Here is a 17,358-nt window from a genome sequence, read left to right on the forward strand (position 1 = left end):
AGACAGACAGACAGACAGACAGACAGACAGACAGACAGACAGACAGACAGACAGAGGTAATTTAACTTTATCTCAGTTTTGTTTGTGTGTTTTCGTACAATTAAATAAGGATAATCTATGTAAACTAAGGATTGCTTGAGGGCAGAACTCTCAGGCAGTCTTTTTAATTTTTAAATTATCTTGGAGAGGAGGGAAATCCGGAATCACTGAAATGAATTATGTATCAATAAAACAACACAATTAAAGAAAGGTAAGAATATGGGAATTTTAGATAATATGAAAATTATGGATAAGATTAATGGAAGGACAGAGGTAAAGAATGATCCATTAACAATGGCAAAGCAGAGTATAGCTTCGGCAGACGCAGAAATAGGAAAAAATCTTGCAAACCTTGGCAAACTCATCTTTGACTTGGAAGAAAAGGGAAATGAAGAATTAGAAAAGTTAAAAGAGCTAAAACCTGATTATAAAGTTTTAATTGATAAGGTTAACAAGGCTAAAGCCAATAAAGAGGCTTTTTATAAAAATTACTTGCAATTACAGGGGCTTATGGAATGTATTAATTGTAAAAGCCAGATATCTTATGGAAGCATATATTGCAGCAATTGTGGCTGTAAAACTATGGAAGTAGACGAAAGCTTTGTACCTGATTTTGTTTTCTGCACTAACTGTGGTCAGAAAGTAGAAAAAGTAAGTGATTTCTGTACTAATTGTGGAACTAAGATAAATGGAGGGGAATAATTATGAGATGTTTAAAATGTGGAAATGAAATAGTCGATAATGCCAAGTTTTGTGGTAAATGCGGAAATAAGGTCTTGGCAGAAACACAGGAATTTTCTTCTAAAGAGCAGGTTGCAAGTGAGAATCAAAACAGTGAAAAACAGGGGATGAAGCCTAAAAAGATAATAGGTATTGTAGCAATCTTGATAATAGCAGGAACATCTGCTTTGTTATCTGGAATATTTAAGATAAAGAATATGGAAAAAAATGAGGCTATAATTTCTTGTGACCTTGAAGGAAGTAATGCAAAGGTATATGAGTACAATGGCAAACTAAAAGAGCTTAATATGTCAGCAAAGTATAACAGTGTACGGTATATAGGGGAAGAAAGATTTGTAGTGGAAGAAAATGAGATAAGGTTAATTGATATTAATGAGAAGTTAATAAAATCACTTAATTATCAATATGTAGCTTATTTTAGAGAAGGTATGGCGTTAGTAAAAGCAGATGAAAAGTGGGGATATATAGATAAGGAAGGAAAGGAGGTAGTAAGTCCTAAGTATGAAAATGCATGGGACTTTCGTGAAGGTCTGGCGTTAGTAAAAGCAGGTGTAAAGTGGGGATATATAGATAAGGAAGGGAAGGAGGTATTAAGTCCTAAATATGAAGGGGCATATGACTTTAGAGAAGGTCTGCTGGTAGTAGAAGCAGATAGAAAGTATGGATATATAGATAAGGAAGGGAAGGAGGTATTAAGTCCTAAATATGAAGGGGCACATGGCTTTAGCGAAGGTCTGGCGAGAGTAAAAGCAGATGGAAAGTGGGGATATATAGATAAGGAAGGAAAGGAGGTAGTAAGTCCTAAATATGAAAGGGCATATGACTTTTGCGAAGGTATGGCGATAGTAGTAGCAGATGGAAAGTGGGGATATATAGATAAGGAAGGAAAGGAGGTAGTAAGTCCTAAATATGAAGGTGCAGGTGACTTTAGAGAAGGTATGGCGATAGTAAGAGCAGATGGAAAGTATGTATATATAGATAAGGAAGGAAAGGAGGTAGTAAGTCCTAAATATGAAGGGGCATATGACTTTAGAGAAGGTCTGGCGAGAGTAGAAGCAGATGGAAAGTGGGGATATATAGATAAGGAAGGAAAGGAGGTAATAAGTCCGAAGTATGAAGAAAGTAGGTATTTTGGAAAAAATACAGAAAGGTTAATGGTGAGTTTTAGATATGTAGATGAAGATGAAGATGAAGATGAAGGTGAAGGAGAGTTTAGCGACGGTTTGATAGCAGTAATAAAAGATGGTAAAGTCGGAGTTATAAATCAGGAAGGAGAAGTTATAATTCCTACTATATATGATTATATATCTATAACAAGGCGTTAGAGTAACAATATTAAAAAATAAAATACAAAAATTTAGAAAAGAGGAGAAAGATATGCAAAGAAATGAAATAATTAGAAAATGTGATGAAATATTGTCAGTTATAAACGGAATTAATACCGATACTAATAAACATCTATTGGTAAAGAAAGCAGCCGAATCCTTAATGAAAAGAGTAGATAAAATTAAGGAAATATGTAATGTAGAAAAATATAATATCTGCTTTATTGGAAAGGCAGGAATAGGCAAATCGACAGCAATTTCACATCTTTTGGGACTAGTAGATGAAGAAGAGCTAAAAGAGCAGGGAGAGATAGATAAGATTCCTTTACTAAAAACGGCATCGGGTAAGACTACTCTTTGTGCTACAGAGATCAGGATGTTTGACCGAGTTGGAGTAGAGATAGAGATTAAGCCTCTTGAGGAAGAAGAATTTAATAATATAGTAGAAGAATTCTGTAGGAGCATATTGCAAGACAGTAAAACTGAGGAAAAAATTAACTGCCCAAGTGAAGTAAAGAGAGCTATAAGCAATATGGCAGGCTTAAAGTGCAGCAAAAACTGGGATGAAAATAAGGAAGAATATGAAGTATATATAAAAGGGGCACTTGGAAAAGAGATGAATGAGGAGGATAAGCTACAAGACTTATTGGAAGCAGTATTAAAGAAAATAGATTATAAGAACAGAAAGAATATTATATTAAAGAGCGAGGGAGAAACTCTAAAAAGATGGCTTAAGGAAACTTTAGTAGCTATAAATGATGGAAAATCTTCTGATGTACCTTATCCTGATAAGATAATTATAAAATTAAACAGGAAAGAGTTTGGTCTGCCTCTATATATGAATGGGGTATTTGATACAAGAGGATTGGATGGAGAAGTAGCGAGAGAGGATATATCACAGATAATAGATGATATAAATAACTTCTGCATTATTTGTGATGAAATAGCAACTTATGGCAACAGGCTGGCATCAAGCCCGCTTAAAGAAAAATATCCTATTCAGGAAAGAGACTTGAAATACAGGACTATTGTAATGGGACTTGAAAGAGGATATGAACTGGAAAATGTAAATGATGCTTTAGGAAGAGAAAGAGGTAAAGATATAAAGAAAGATGAAGCTATAGATAAGTGGAATTCAGAAAAAGTTGGACTAGATAAGATTAATATGCTCTTCTATAACCCATTATTTGGCTTAAAAAATGATGGGAAGCTAGTTATTGAAAAAAACGGAGACTATGAAGAAGAGAGAGAGAACATATTAAATAATTTAGAGAATTTTATAAAGAATATGTATATAGCTTACAACGAAGAACTGCAGAATATATCAGTCAGCATAAACAGTCTTAAAAATAATAAGCTGGAAGAAATTCATATGCAGCTATTTAAGGAAATGATTGTGGAAGTAGATAACCGGAAAACACAGGTAAATAGCAATTATGACCTGCTATTCTCTGAGCTTAGGAGTAAGATTGTATCCATACATCCATCAACATTAAATGCCTCTGTAAGAAGAAGAGGTAGTTATAATGGTTCTTTTGATGTATATGATGAGGCTGGCATTATATCGATTAAAGAATATGATTCTGCACTTGATCGTATTTATTATTATATTTTGGAGAGAAGTGAATCAATATTTGGCAAAAATGCGGATGATGATTTGTCAAAGGCATTGTTGGAAGGTATAATGCAGAAAATTTATGAACTTTATATGTATTATAGAAAACAGAATGAAGAAGTATATAAGGGTATTCTGCAGGACAATATTAAAAATGATGATATATGGGAAGAACTTAAAGGATATTGGGGTAGTGGAAGAGGTAATTACAGAGGAAGTATAGCAGATAGCTTAGAGGATAGGATAAGATCTAAAAAGGTTGTAGAAAAGATAGCGAGCGAGAAAAATACTTTAAAATTTATTGAAAAACTGGGAGAATTTTTGGAAATATAATACTAGGGGGTTAAAAGATCAATGCCCTTTGATGGAGAGAAATAATTATGAGATGTACAAAATGCGGAAATGAAATAGCAGATAATGCCAAGTTTTGCGGGAAATGCGGAAATAAGGTCTTGGCAGAAGCACAGAAATTTAGTTTTAATCAGCCTGTTATCGGTAATAACCCAAGCAGTGAACAACCGGCTAATTATACTGCTGTAAATAACAGACAGCCAAATATGACCTACAACAAGTCAAACAACAATCAGTATAATCAAAATTACAATGCAGAAAATCAGGTTGCATATAATCAGCTGGTAGCAAAAAAATCAGGTTCTGGCTTTATTAAGCTTGTTATACTGGCGGTTTTTATTGTGGCTTGTTACTTTGGTTATAAGGAAGTAGAAAAACGCTTTTTATTACCGATAGGAAGCTGGAAGTCAGCAGATACACCTATAGAAATGAATTTTCTGGAAGATGGTGAATTACAGATGGGAGCTTATGGAATCTTTGCCGGTAATCTGAAGTGGAAAAAAACTTCGGGTGACAATTATTACATAAGCGGTGAAGTTCCTGAAATATCAGGTTTTTCACTTGGAGAAGTTGGTTGTGAGGCTCATTTTGACTGGAAGAATAAAAAATTAACAGTAAACTTTGGCTTTGGTGAGTTTACTTTTGATAAAGAGGAGTAGAAATACATGTTCTGTAATAAATGTGGCAATGAACTTATAACCGGAGCAAAGTTCTGTGGTAAATGTGGACAAAAAGTTGAGGAAGAGGGAAGTAGCACTCTCTCTGGTGTAGAATCTACCGGTAATTTGCAGAAAATGTCTAAAGTTACAGAAGGAAAAGACAGTATAATCTCTGTTTTGTTAAGTAGGATAAAACAGCGTAAATACTTTGTGTTAGGCGGTTTGGGAATAGTTTTATTTATGGTAGTTTTAATTCCGTTATTTAATCAAAAAGGCAAAGTAGGGGATAGTGAACCATCTAAAATAGAGACAGCTTCGTTGATAGCAACATCTTCGTTAATAATATCATCGGAAACTGATTTGGATTTAAGCGGATCATCTTTAAGTTCTGCGAATGATTCAGAAACTTCCGATGCTGCAAGTGCAGAATTGGAAGACACAGAAGATGAAGATACATATGATTCTGACATAAGCAGCAGCCTTAGTGATGAAGGTGAAGCAGAGGACTCCGGTGCCAGACTTATAGGCAGTGATGAAGGAATAAGCTATGAGGATGAAGAAGAGGAAATAGTGGAAGAGCCTGTAGAGACCTATCAAAAATCATGATTACTTTTTTGATTATTACTATGATCGTTACTGGCCTACTGAAAAAGATGTATCTCCCTTTGTAAATACAGTAAGGTCTTATTTAGGAGGCTGGGGAGTGGATACTGCCCCTACAACAGTGTATACAGAAAGATTAAGGCAGGAACATAATGGCTACACCTATGATTTTTCAGGGACTGATGCCTGGGACAATAGCATAAAGGTACATACCTATTTTGAACTGATAAGTAATGATACCAGAATATCGAGGATAGTTGTATGGACTGAAGATGCAGATAATATAGAAGAGTGAGCTATGAATAGAGTTGTTATGTACATTGATTATATGAATAATTGAAATTAATTAAAAAAAATGCAGGGATACTTATAACTCCAAGGACTTTAGACAGCTAACAGCAGGTGATTAAATTAAATTTCTAATAGTTATATATATTATTTTATAATTTAGAGGGCAGAGGCAGATTGCTTCTGCATTTTTTTGAATTTAAATATAGCCTATTGGTATAAAATATTAAAAGAATAAATTTATGAAAAACAAAAGTGCATAAAAATCAACAAATATTTAAAGGTAAATTTGCATAAAAAGGGTAAATATAATATAATGTACAAGTACGAGATAAAGATTAATAGAATAATTTTACAACAAGAGAGGAAATGACATGAAACTGAAAAAAATAATGGCTTTATCACTGGTTTTTTTATTTGCTTGTCAGTTATTTAGAAATGATGTATGGGCAGATGCCAATACTAAATTAAGTAAGAGTTTACAGCAGTATATGAAAAAGTGGAACTATCCTGATATTGCTTTTTACTATGAAAACTTGGAAAATGGAACTACTTATTATTATAGAAAAAATAAAGGATACTATCCTTGTTGCACAATTAAAGTAAAAGGGATAATGAATTTGTATGATAAGATTAGAAATGGAAAGTATAATGAAAATACTAAGATGACATATATGCCTGCTGACTATCATGGAGGTTCAGGTATTATCATAAAAAAAGGATATAATAAGCAATATACACTTAGTCAGCTGGCGGAATATGCCGTTAGATACAGTGATAATGCAGCCTATATAATGACACAGAAGTATATGGGTAGAAGGCTGTCGTATGTAACAGGTTCAGATGAAAGGTCTGTAAACCCACTTGAGGCGAAAGATTTTTTAAAGAGGCTGTATAGTTTTATACAAAAAAAAGATAAGTACAGCAAAGATTTGAGCAGGTATTTTTCCACAACAATATATAATGATGGTATACCAAAGGGGATTGATAAAGACTATAGAGTATTGCATAAGGCAGGAGATTTGCCAAAGTCAGGATTAAATCATGATATTGCCCTTGTAATGAATGAAAGCCCTTATATATTAAATATTTATACAGGATCTATGGGAGGGTATAGTAAGTCGGATTCTTTTATGGCAGGGCTTGCGAGGATTATTGAGAATGAAAATAGGAGTATTGTTACTAAGGAAGATAAGAAATTAATAGCAAAAGGTAAGAAACTGGACATAATAAAGGGAAAAAGTGATGTAGATATTAAAAGCAAAAAAATTACTGAAAAAGAGTTTGTTACAGCTTTAACGAAGTACATATCTAAAGAATATGGTTATAATGTAAAGAAGAATAACTATATTGACTTAGCCAAAAAACTTGGAATGTTGGATAGGTCTTATTCAGAAAAAGCAATACTTACAAAGGAAAAGGCGGCATATTATATCGAAAAAGCATATATCGGGTTATATAAGGAAATATTTGAAGAATATAAAGATGAAAGTACCCGATTAGATAAAAATTATAAAAAATTTGATACAAAAGAAAAAATTGCTGATCAGACAGAATTTTCAAAAGGATATTATAAGATAGCTATCAAACTTCTTGCAAATAATATAATTCCAGAACCATCGGATAACTATTTTAAACCTAAAATGAAGATGAATATAGTTGACAGTTTTAAAATGATAGATACAATGATAAATGCGTTTAATAATAATTTTTAGGAGGAAGTTGTAAATGTGGGCTTATGAAAAAGTGTTTTATCAGTTTTATCCTATGGGATTTTGTGGTGCACCATTTGAAAATGATGGGAAGTTGGAGCATAGGATACTGAAGGTGATTGATTTCATCCCTCATCTAAAAAAGATGGGCATAGGAGCAGTATATTTTTCGCCAATATTTGAATCAGATACTCATGGCTATAATACAAGAGATTATAGAAAAATAGATGTAAGGCTTGGAACAAATGATGATTTCAAAAAAGTTTGTGAAGAACTTCACAAAGAAGGAATTAAGGTAGTTCTTGATGGAGTATTTAACCATGTAGGAAGAGGTTTCTTTGGTTTTAAGGATGTACTTGAAAAAAGAGAAAATTCTCAGTACAAGGATTGGTTCAACATTAATTTTGGAGGAAACAGTAACTACAATGATGGATTGTGGTATGAAGGTTGGGAAGGTCATTACGATTTGGTTAAGCTAAACCTCAGAAATAGCACAGTTACAGACTATCTTATAGAGAGTGTAAGAGGCTGGGTGAAGGACTTTGATATAGATGGACTTAGACTTGATGTGGCTTATATGGTAGACAGAGATTTCTTAAAGAGGCTAAGATATGAAACCAGTCAGATGAAGTCAGAGTTTTTCCTTGCAGGAGAGATGATAGGTGGAGATTACAACCAGATTATGAATGATGAAATGTGCCACTCAGCTACAAATTATGAGTGTTACAAAGGCATTTATTCAAGTCTGAACAGCTTAAATCTTTTTGAAATAATGCACTCTCTTAACCGTCAGTTTGGGGCGGAGAACTGGACTTTATACAGGGGAAAACATCTTTTAAGTTTCGTAGATAATCATGATGTATCAAGGCTTGCAAGTATCCTTACCGAAGAAAAACATATACCACTTGCTTATGCGATTATGTTTACAATGCCTGGTATACCTATGATTTACTACGGAAGTGAATGGGGCTTTAAGGCAGATAAAAAAGAAGGAGACCCTGCTCTAAGACCTGCATTTGGAAAGCCTGAATATAATGCTCTTACAGAGTATATAACCAAATTGGCAGAGATATATAATGAAAAACCTGCACTTTGGTATGGAAGTTTTAGGGCTTTACAGATTGCAAATAAGCAGTGTGCATTCTTAAGGGAGAAAGATGGAAAACGCATTGTAATGGCAGTGAATTTAGATGGTGGAAATGCAAGGCTTAATTTTCACATTGATGGAGTAAATGGAGGTCTTACTGATTTAATTACAGGCGATAAGGTGGAATTTAATTCAGGAATTGAGATGGAAGGCTTTAGGGCTTATATATTTGAAGTTTAGTTAGAACATATCCTGTATTTGACAAAATGTTCACTCTGACATTTAGTTTAATACAGGATTTTGTGATTAAAAAAAGAAAATAAAAAAAACACTTGCAAATTATTCTCGACTGTGCTATACTACATATCGTTGTCGATGGGCTATCGCCAAGCGGTAAGGCAACGGACTCTGACTCCGTCATCAAAGGTTCGAATCCTTTTAGCCCAGTTGCGATTAAAGCACTCATATGGAGTGCTTTTTTATTTAATTTAATAGGTAATTTATTATATCTTATTTATTAAATAATTGATTTCAAATATAAGTTGAATTAGGGGGGAATATGGCTAAGAATGTAATGACCTATAAAGGACTTCGAGAACTTGAAGAAGAGCTGGAAGACCTTAAAGTAAACTGGAGACGAGATATAGCAGAAAAGATTAAAGAGGCTCGTGAGCAGGGAGATCTTTCAGAAAATGCTGAGTATGATGCTGCAAAGAATGAACAGCGTGATATGGAGGCTAGGATAACAGAATTAGAGGAAATACTTAAAAATGCTGAAGTATTTTCGGAAGAGGATATTGAGAGTGGTGTTGTAAACATTGGCTCAACATTTACACTTTTAGATTTAGAGTATGATGAGGAGTTGGTGTATGAACTTGGTGGCGAGACAGAGGCAAATAGCCTTGGTGGCAAAATTTCAAATGAATCACCAATCGGAAAGGCGATAATCGGAGCTAAAGAGGGTGATGTAGTTGAAATTGATGCTCCGGTAGGGAAACTTAAGTATAAGGTAATCAAGATACATAATAAGGAGAAGAATAGTGGCACAGGAAAATCAGGTAGTTGACACTAATACGTTGGTTGAGGTACGTAAAGAAAAACTTGCCTCTCTTAAAGAGATGGGAAAAGATCCTTTTGTAACAACTAAATTTGATGTGACAAATCATTCAGTAGATATTAGAAATGATTTTGAAAATTTTGAGAATAAGCAGGTTGCAATAGCAGGTAGAATGATGTTTAAACGCATCATGGGTAAGGCAAGTTTTTGTAATCTCTCTGATAGATATGGAAGTATTCAGTGTTATATAACAAGGGATTCAATCGGAGAAGAGGCTTATGCTGAGTTTAAGAAGTATGATGTCGGTGATATTATAGGCATTAAGGGATATGTGTTTAAGACTAAGATGGGTGAGATTTCAGTACATGTTGAAGAGGTTACTCTTCTCACAAAGAGTCTTAGACCTCTTCCTGAGAAGTATCATGGACTTAAGGATACTGAGGCGAGATATCGTCAGAGATATCTTGATCTTATTATGAATCAGGATGTAAGAAGTACATTTGAAAAGAGATCGCAGATACTTAAAGAAATTCGTTCTTTCCTTGCAGAAAAAGACTTTATGGAAGTGGAAACGCCTCTTCTTGTTGAAAATGCTGGAGGAGCGGCTGCAAGACCGTTTTTTACACATTACAATGCCTTAGATGAAGAAAGAAAACTTAGAATATCTCTTGAACTTTATTTGAAACGCCTTATAGTTGGCGGTTTTGAAAGAGTGTTTGAAATAGGCAGAGTATTTAGAAATGAGGGAGTAGATACAAGGCATAACCCTGAATTTACTCTTATGGAGCTTTATCAGGCTTATACAGATTATAACGGCATGATGGATCTTACTGAGGAAATGTTTAGATATCTTGCTGAAAAAGTTTGTGGCAGTGCAGTTATTTCATACAATGGAATAGAACTTGATTTCAGTAAGCCATTTAAGCGCATAACTATGCTTGATGCAGTTAAAGAGTATTCAGGTGTAGACTTTAGTGAAATAACTACAGATGAAGAGGCAAAGGCGATAGCTAAGGAAAAAAATATAGCTTTTGAGCCACATCATAAGAGGGGCGACATTATAAACCTTTTCTTTGAGGAATTTTGTGAGGAAAAAATGATTCAGCCTACCTTTGTGATGGATCATCCTATTGAGATTTCTCCTCTCACAAAGAAAAAACCTGATGCAGAGGATAGGGTAGAGCGTTTTGAACTTTTTATCAATACATGGGAAATGTGTAATGCTTATTCGGAGCTTAATGACCCTATTGATCAGAGAGAGCGTTTTGCAGCTCAGGATGCTCTTGCGGCAGCAGGAGATGAAGAGGCAAACCATACAGATGAGGACTTCCTTAATGCTCTTGAATACGGTATGCCACCAACTGGCGGTATTGGTTATGGTATAGACAGACTTGTAATGCTCCTTACCGATTCTGCATCAATTAGGGATGTATTACTCTTCCCTACCTTAAAGAGTCTTAATCCTGAGAAAAAGACTTCTTCAGATATAACTGTAGCAGATAAGCCTGTTGAGAAGATTGATTTTTCTAAAGTTGAAATAGAGCCTTTGTTTAGTGATACAGTAGATTTTGAGACTTTCAGCAAGTCTGATTTCAGAGCTGTTAAGGTAAAAGACTGTGTAGCAGTACCTAAGAGTAAGAAACTTTTACAGTTCACTCTTGATGATGGTACAGGCACAGACAGAACTATTCTATCTGGAATTCACGCATATTATGAGCCTGAGGATTTAATTGGTAAGACACTTGTTGCAATTACTAATCTTCCACCAAGAGCTATGATGGGAATTGAATCTTGTGGTATGCTCCTTAGTGCTATTCATAGTGAAGAGGGCGAGGAGAGACTTAACCTGCTTATGGTAGATAATAGGATACCTGCAGGAGCTAAGCTGTACTAATATTTGATTTTACATTGTAAATATAATATTAATAATCCCCTGACTTGGAATGAGTCAGGGGATTATTAATTAGTAGTATTTTTTATTATTTTTCATCAAAAAATTCTTCGGCAAGTCTGTCGGCGAAATTTGGGTTGATTTCAGGGAAGTGTTTTATAAGCTCTTCACTCATATAATTAATTTGAATAAGTTCGAGTTCTTCAGGTGAACTGTCTACAGAGCCTAAGTTTGAAAGTACTTCTTCTGTAAACTTTGTTTTCATCCAATCTTTGAACTTATTTCTATCCGCTTTTTCTTTTTCAACCTTAGCGAGCATATCCTTTTTACTTCTAATAACCATAATTCCATATATTATAAAACCTAGAAAGAGGGCAAGTGAAACACCTTTTTGCATAAAGCCTTGCATAATGTGCAAAACACCTGTCAAGTTAAGTAATGTAAATATAGCACCCACTATACCAATTCCAAGAAAAGACCAAGCTGTAGACATATTTTCTTGAAAAGAATCTTCGGCGTTAGTATACACATAAGTATTACGAGCAATTTCAACATTTTTTGCTTTTTCAAGACTTTCATTATACCCTATAGGGCTTTCATTTACATATATTTTGTCAAATTCACCAATATTATTTTCTTTTTCAGTCATTTTAAACTCCCATATCATTTTTTAAATTTGTTTTAACATTTAATTCAAACTTTAATGAAGTTATTGTACCAAATAAAATAATATATATCCAGCAAAAAAGATGAAATTTTTAATGAAATTTGATATAATGATAAATGGAGGCGAATATGTATAGAATAATTTCGACAAAGTTAAAAGGTAGATTGGTTTCTGCACTTACAGATGATTTTGATATAAAAGAATTTAAAATATCGGAAGAAACGGATAATAAGGTATCTTTCAATATTGGAGATATAATAATTGGCAGGGTAGAGAATATAGTGAAAAATATTAATGCCTGCTTTGTGGAAATTTTTCCGGGGATACAGGCATATCTACCACTTAGCGATGACATAAAGATAATATATGCAAATGGTAAGCCGGGCGGTACTCCGGTGATGGATGACTTGATTTTGGTGCAGATTGCAAAATTGCCTACTAAAACTAAGTCATATTCGGTTACAGCAGATTTTACCTTTATAGGAAAGTATGCAGTGCTTAAGACTAATATGAATAGAGTACACCTTTCTTCAAAGTTTAAAGAGGCAGAGAATTTTGGAGAGATAAAATCAAGGTTTATGCCTCTAGGAGAAAAATTTGTAAGGGAAACGGGTTCGGGTGTAATTATTAGAAAATCAGCAATTAATCTATCTGATAAAGAGCTTGAGGATAGCCTTTATGATATATATGTGAAATTTATTTCTATTATTAATCGTGGAAAACATGGAGTTAAATATGAGAGGATATTCAAAGAACTTCCGGAGCACCTGAGTCTTATAAGAGATAATTGTATTAATATTGAAAAGATAATGACGGATGACAAGGAAACTTATGAGGAGTATAAGGGATACTTGAGGGAATTTTCAGAAGATGATATTAATAAACTGTTTTTCTACAATGATGAAATGATGAGCCTTTCAGCACTTTATTCGATTGGAACAAATCTTGACAAGGCAATGGGTAAAAAGATTTGGCTAAGGTCAGGAGCATATATAATAATTGAATATACTGAAGCCCTTACAATCATAGATGTGAATTCGGGTAAGGCAATTGCAGGTAAGACTACAAGTGTAGAAACATTTATGAAAATAAATCTTGAGGCAGCACGAGAAATAGCTGACCAGCTGCGACTAAGAAATGTTTCAGGAATTGTATTGGTTGATTTTATAGAAATACCTAAGTCAAAAGAAAAAGAGCTTATAAATGCAATGGAGGCTTTTTTGAAAGAAGATAGCATAAAGGCAGATGTAGTAGATATAACAAAGCTGGGACTTATGGAAATTACTAGAAGAAGAACCGGAAGACCGATTCATGAAATCCTAATTGATAATAGATAAGAAATATGTTAGGTTATTAAGAGAAATCATAAGCACTTTAAGTTAGAGTTTGTGTAATATATAAATAAATTTATTTTAGAAAGAGGTATGTATATGTCAAATCCGGAAATAACAATTGAGATGGAAAGTGGTAAAAAAATAGTGGCTGAGCTTTATCCTGAAATAGCTCCAAATACAGTGAATAATTTTATTTCGCTTATAAAAAAAGGATATTATGACGGGCTTATTTTTCATAGGGTGATTAGAGGTTTTATGATACAGGGCGGCTGTCCTGACGGAACAGGAATGGGCGGCCCAGGCTACGATATTAAGGGAGAATTTGCTCAGAATGGATTTAAAAATGACTTAAAACATGATAAGGGAGTGCTTTCTATGGCAAGGGCTATGCATCCGGATTCAGCAGGTTCTCAGTTTTTTATTATGCATGAGAAATCACCTCACTTAGACGGAGCATACGCAGCCTTTGGTAAGGTTATCGTGGGTATGGATGTAGTAAATGAAATAGCAGGAACAAAGACTGACTTTGAGGACAGGCCGAAAGAAGAACAAAGAATAGCAAAAGTAACCGTAGATACTAAGGGAGAAGAATACCCTGAACCGGAAAAGATGTGATAGTATGGACTGTGGTGAATTTCAAAAAAGTATCCAGCCTTTTATATATGGACAGCTCAGCATGTGTAAGAAAGAAGAGATGGTTGAGCATCTTTTGTCGTGTAAAGAATGTAATGATGAACTTGAAATTTACTATACGATAATTAATTGTTTGAAGGAAATTGAAGGTAAGATAGAAACTTCAGATAATTATCATGGGGAATATACAGAGTTTATAGAAAAAACAAAGAATGACATTAGAAAGTATAAAAATAATATGCTGAAACGCAGAATTGCTTTTCCGGGAGTTGTCGGAGCGGCAATGCTATTGACAGGAGTAAACATAAAAACAGAAACCGATGTAAAAATAGCAGAAGTAAAGGAAAGCAAGACTTTAATAAACAATGACCTCAGTATGAGGTTTAGGTTCAGTGATAGCAAGGTTTTGCCGGATATTTTTATGGATATGGATGAATTAGCTAGAGAAATAGGACTTAGGAGAAGACTGTATGAAAAATGATTATCTTTTATTAATAGATGGTTCAAGTCTTTTATCTACTCAGTTTTTCGGCAGCCTTCCGAGACAAATTTTGTTTGCAAAGACTATAGAAGAGAAAGAAAAATTTTTTGATAAAATTCTTCAGACCAGTGATGGCTTTTATACAAATGGAGTATTTGGTTTTGTAAAATATCTGCTTAAGATTATAAGAGAACAAAAGCCTAGTCATTTAGCTATAGCTTGGGATTTGAGCAGAAATACATTTAGGAGAGAACTATATCCTGAATATAAAGGAAATAGAGGAGAAACAATGGCACCGCTCTCAGACCAGTTTGCTATCTGTCAGGCGGTAGTTGAAGCCTTTGGTATAACGCAGTTTATGTCCGGAACTTACGAGGCAGATGATTTTTGTGGTACGCTGGCTGCGAGATTTAAGGCTGAAATCCCGGTTTGTATTATGACAAAAGACAATGATTATCTCCAACTTATAGACGATAGGACTAAACTTTGGCTTATGCATAGCTCTGCGGAAAAGACTGATGAATTATATAAGAAATATGGGATAGATAAGTCAGGTATAAATGCTCCTGACAGGTGTTTTGTCTATGATAGGGAACTTGTAAAGAAAGAATTTGGAGTAGAACCTGAAAATGTGAACTCTCTAAAAGGTATTATGGGAGATGTTTCAGATAATATAAAGGGAGTGCCGGGTGTAGGCGAAACAACGGCTAGGTTACTTATAGGTAAATACCATACTGTAGATGAAATTTATAAGCTAATTAATGGAAAAGATAAGAAGGAATTAGATGAGATTAAGAAGATTTGGAAGGAAGAACTGGGAATAAACCGTTCTCCGATTTCGTATCTTATAAAGACTTCCGAAACTGAACTGGTGGGAGAGAAGTCTGCTAGACTTTCAGAAATGCTTGCTACCATTAAAACAGATATAGATACTACAGGAGTAGAATTGTCTGATTTAAGGACAAACATTGACTTTGAAGTAGGTACAAAGATTATAAAGGCACTTGAGTTTAATTCGGTAGATATTAGCGATTTAGGAAATGATGAGAGTAGGGAAGAGAAAAAAGAACTTCCTTATAGCCTTTATAAAGCTATTGAAGAAAAACTGATTTCAGAAAATGGAATAAACCTTATAAACAAACTGCGTGAAAAGGCGAAGGCTATTAAGGTTGTTCAAAAGGAAACAAAACCCAAAATATGTTTTGAAAGAATAGAGATTTCTGATATAGAAGATGCATTTAAATGCTTGGACAGCATCAGCTCTAGTGATGGATTTGTAGGCTTTGATGTAGATGAAGATGGATTGACATTAGTAGAGGCAAGTAAAGATATTTTTATTAAGAAAGAAATGTTTATTAATGATGACTTTATTAAGGAAAATCTTGATAAACTTTTTAATAGATGCAAGGATGTAAAATTTGTAACATTTTCACTTAAAGAAAAATTAAAATTTTTAAAGCACACTTATTATAATAATGTATATGATTTATCGGTAGCGCATTATCTAATAAATCCATTGTCGGCAGAGCATGATATTGAAGCGATTATAAATGATTATCCTGAATTGCTTTTGGGGGATAATGCTAATTTTGTTGCGAGGACTTCTCTTCTTTCAGCACCAAAGCTGTTTTTGGAAATAAATAGATTTGGTATGGAATATCTGTACAAAGAAATAGAGATGCCTTTGGTATCTACCTTGTATGAGATGGAAAAAAGAGGAATTAGGCTTAATAAAGAAGAACTGCATGAATACTCTGAGGAGCTTGATGTATTAATTAAGAATTATGAAGAGGAGATATATAAGCTTGCAGGAGAAGAATTTAATATAAATTCGCCTAAACAGCTTGGTATTGTTCTTTTTGAAAAGCTCAGACTTCCTTATGGAAAGAAAACGAAGACAGGTTATTCTACTTCTGCTGATGTCTTGGAAAGAATAAGATTAGAAGATCCGATAGTGGAAAAAGTGCTTAATTATAGGCAGGTGGCAAAGTTAAAATCCACATATACAGATGGACTTGAGAACTTTGTAAGAGAAGATGGAAGGATACATTGTAAGTTAAATCAATTGGTAACTGCTACAGGAAGGCTTTCAAGTACCGAACCTAATTTGCAGAATATTCCAATTAGGATGGAACTTGGTAAGAAGATAAGAAAGGCGTTTATTCCTAAAGCAGGATATATATTTGTGGATGCAGATTATTCACAGATAGAGCTGAGGATAATGGCTCATTTATCTGAGGATGAAGAACTTATAAAGGCATATCAGAGTGAAGAGGATATTCATAGGATAACAGCATCCCATGTGTTTGGAGTGCCTCTAGATGAAGTGACAGATTTACAGAGAAGAAATGCCAAAGCTGTAAACTTTGGAATAATATATGGTATAAGTTCATTTGGACTTGGAGAGAATTTAGGCATTTCAAGGAAGGACGCTGAAAAATATATAAATGATTATTTTAAGGCATATCCACAGGTAAAAAAATATTTGGATTCACTTGTAGAAAAAGGCTTAGAGGAAGGATTTGTAAAGACATATTTTGGAAGAATCCGCCCTATACCTGAACTTATGAGTAATAACTTCATGAAACGACAGTTTGGTGAGAGAATAGCAATGAACTCACCTGTACAGGGGACTGCTGCGGATATTATTAAGATAGCTATGAATAATGTAAATGCAAGGCTTAAGAAAGAATTTCCGGATTCAAAGCTTATTCTTCAAATTCATGACGAACTTTTAGTGGAAGCTAAAGATGATGACAAAGAAGAGGTTGCCAAGTTGCTTAGAGAAGAAATGATGAAGGCGGCAGAACTTAGGGTTAAGTTATCAGTGGATGTAAAGCTTGGATATAACTGGTATGATGTGCATTAGCCGGAG

At 34.1% G+C, this 17,358-nt stretch carries 15 protein-coding genes and 1 tRNA gene; 15 read left to right on the top strand and 1 reads right to left on the bottom strand.

Annotation, left to right across the window (positions count from 1 at the left end; genetic code table 11):
* Positions 1-258 precede the first annotated feature (258 nt).
* The 11 genes from ACTTG8_RS03675 (at position 259) to lysS (ending at position 11,371) form a co-directional block, all read left to right on the top strand.
* Complete coding sequence (locus ACTTG8_RS03675; RefSeq protein WP_442560772.1) at positions 259-741, top strand: zinc-ribbon domain-containing protein; 483 nt, start codon at positions 259-261, stop codon at positions 739-741.
* Positions 742-743: 2 nt separating this feature from the next.
* Positions 744-2,105, top strand: coding sequence for a WG repeat-containing protein (locus ACTTG8_RS03680; protein ID WP_442560773.1), 1,362 nt, complete (start codon positions 744-746; stop codon positions 2,103-2,105).
* Between the two features lie 52 nt (positions 2,106-2,157).
* Positions 2,158-4,053: a hypothetical protein gene (locus tag ACTTG8_RS03685; protein WP_442560774.1), complete on the top strand. Its 1,896-nt coding sequence runs from the start codon at positions 2,158-2,160 to the stop codon at positions 4,051-4,053.
* 47 nt (positions 4,054-4,100) lie between these two features.
* Positions 4,101-4,730 carry a zinc ribbon domain-containing protein gene (locus tag ACTTG8_RS03690; protein WP_442560775.1) on the top strand — a complete coding sequence of 210 codons (630 nt, stop codon included), beginning with the start codon at positions 4,101-4,103 and terminating at the stop codon, positions 4,728-4,730.
* Between the two features lie 6 nt (positions 4,731-4,736).
* Positions 4,737-5,336, top strand: coding sequence for a zinc-ribbon domain-containing protein (locus ACTTG8_RS03695; protein ID WP_442560776.1), 600 nt, complete (start codon positions 4,737-4,739; stop codon positions 5,334-5,336).
* A gap of 97 nt (positions 5,337-5,433) precedes the next feature.
* The gene (locus tag ACTTG8_RS03700) at positions 5,434-5,628 is read left to right on the top strand and encodes a hypothetical protein (protein WP_442560777.1); all 195 of its coding nucleotides are present in this window, start codon (positions 5,434-5,436) and stop codon (positions 5,626-5,628) included.
* Between the two features lie 367 nt (positions 5,629-5,995).
* Complete coding sequence (locus tag ACTTG8_RS03705) at positions 5,996-7,336, top strand: serine hydrolase (RefSeq protein ID WP_442560778.1); 1,341 nt, start codon at positions 5,996-5,998, stop codon at positions 7,334-7,336.
* Positions 7,337-7,349: 13 nt separating this feature from the next.
* Complete coding sequence (locus tag ACTTG8_RS03710) at positions 7,350-8,660, top strand: alpha-amylase family glycosyl hydrolase (protein WP_442560779.1); 1,311 nt, start codon at positions 7,350-7,352, stop codon at positions 8,658-8,660.
* A gap of 136 nt (positions 8,661-8,796) precedes the next feature.
* A tRNA-Gln gene (locus ACTTG8_RS03715) sits at positions 8,797-8,867 on the top strand.
* Between the two features lie 112 nt (positions 8,868-8,979).
* Entirely contained in the window at positions 8,980-9,486 is a 507-nt protein-coding gene (greA, locus tag ACTTG8_RS03720; protein WP_442560780.1) for a transcription elongation factor GreA, read from the top strand.
* Positions 9,461-11,371, top strand: a complete 1,911-nt coding sequence (lysS, locus tag ACTTG8_RS03725) for a lysine--tRNA ligase (RefSeq protein WP_442560781.1) — start codon at positions 9,461-9,463, stop codon at positions 11,369-11,371. The genes greA and lysS overlap by 26 nt, the downstream gene beginning before the upstream one ends.
* A gap of 85 nt (positions 11,372-11,456) precedes the next feature.
* Here the strand turns inward: lysS and ACTTG8_RS03730 are convergent, their stop codons facing one another.
* Complete coding sequence (locus tag ACTTG8_RS03730; protein WP_442560782.1) at positions 11,457-12,017, bottom strand: hypothetical protein; 561 nt, start codon at positions 12,015-12,017, stop codon at positions 11,457-11,459.
* 146 nt (positions 12,018-12,163) lie between these two features.
* Here ACTTG8_RS03730 and ACTTG8_RS03735 point away from each other — a divergent pair, with 146 nt between their 5' ends.
* The 4 genes from ACTTG8_RS03735 (at position 12,164) to polA (ending at position 17,352) form a co-directional block, all read left to right on the top strand.
* The gene (locus ACTTG8_RS03735; RefSeq protein WP_442560783.1) at positions 12,164-13,372 is read left to right on the top strand and encodes a ribonuclease E/G; all 1,209 of its coding nucleotides are present in this window, start codon (positions 12,164-12,166) and stop codon (positions 13,370-13,372) included.
* A 93-nt stretch (positions 13,373-13,465) separates the two neighbouring features.
* Entirely contained in the window at positions 13,466-13,984 is a 519-nt protein-coding gene (locus ACTTG8_RS03740; RefSeq protein WP_442560784.1) for a peptidylprolyl isomerase, read from the top strand.
* Between the two features lie 61 nt (positions 13,985-14,045).
* Positions 14,046-14,483 carry a hypothetical protein gene (locus ACTTG8_RS03745; RefSeq protein WP_442560785.1) on the top strand — a complete coding sequence of 146 codons (438 nt, stop codon included), beginning with the start codon at positions 14,046-14,048 and terminating at the stop codon, positions 14,481-14,483.
* Positions 14,473-17,352 (top strand): DNA polymerase I, encoded by a 2,880-nt coding sequence (gene polA / locus ACTTG8_RS03750; RefSeq protein WP_442560786.1) that lies wholly within the window; start codon positions 14,473-14,475, stop codon positions 17,350-17,352. Before ACTTG8_RS03745 ends, polA begins: the two co-directional genes overlap by 11 nt.
* Positions 17,353-17,358 lie beyond the last annotated feature (6 nt).

The sequence above is a fragment of the Catonella sp. genome (genome assembly GCF_052173895.1).
In the GTDB taxonomy this organism is placed as follows: Bacteria; Bacillota; Clostridia; order Lachnospirales; family Lachnospiraceae; genus Catonella.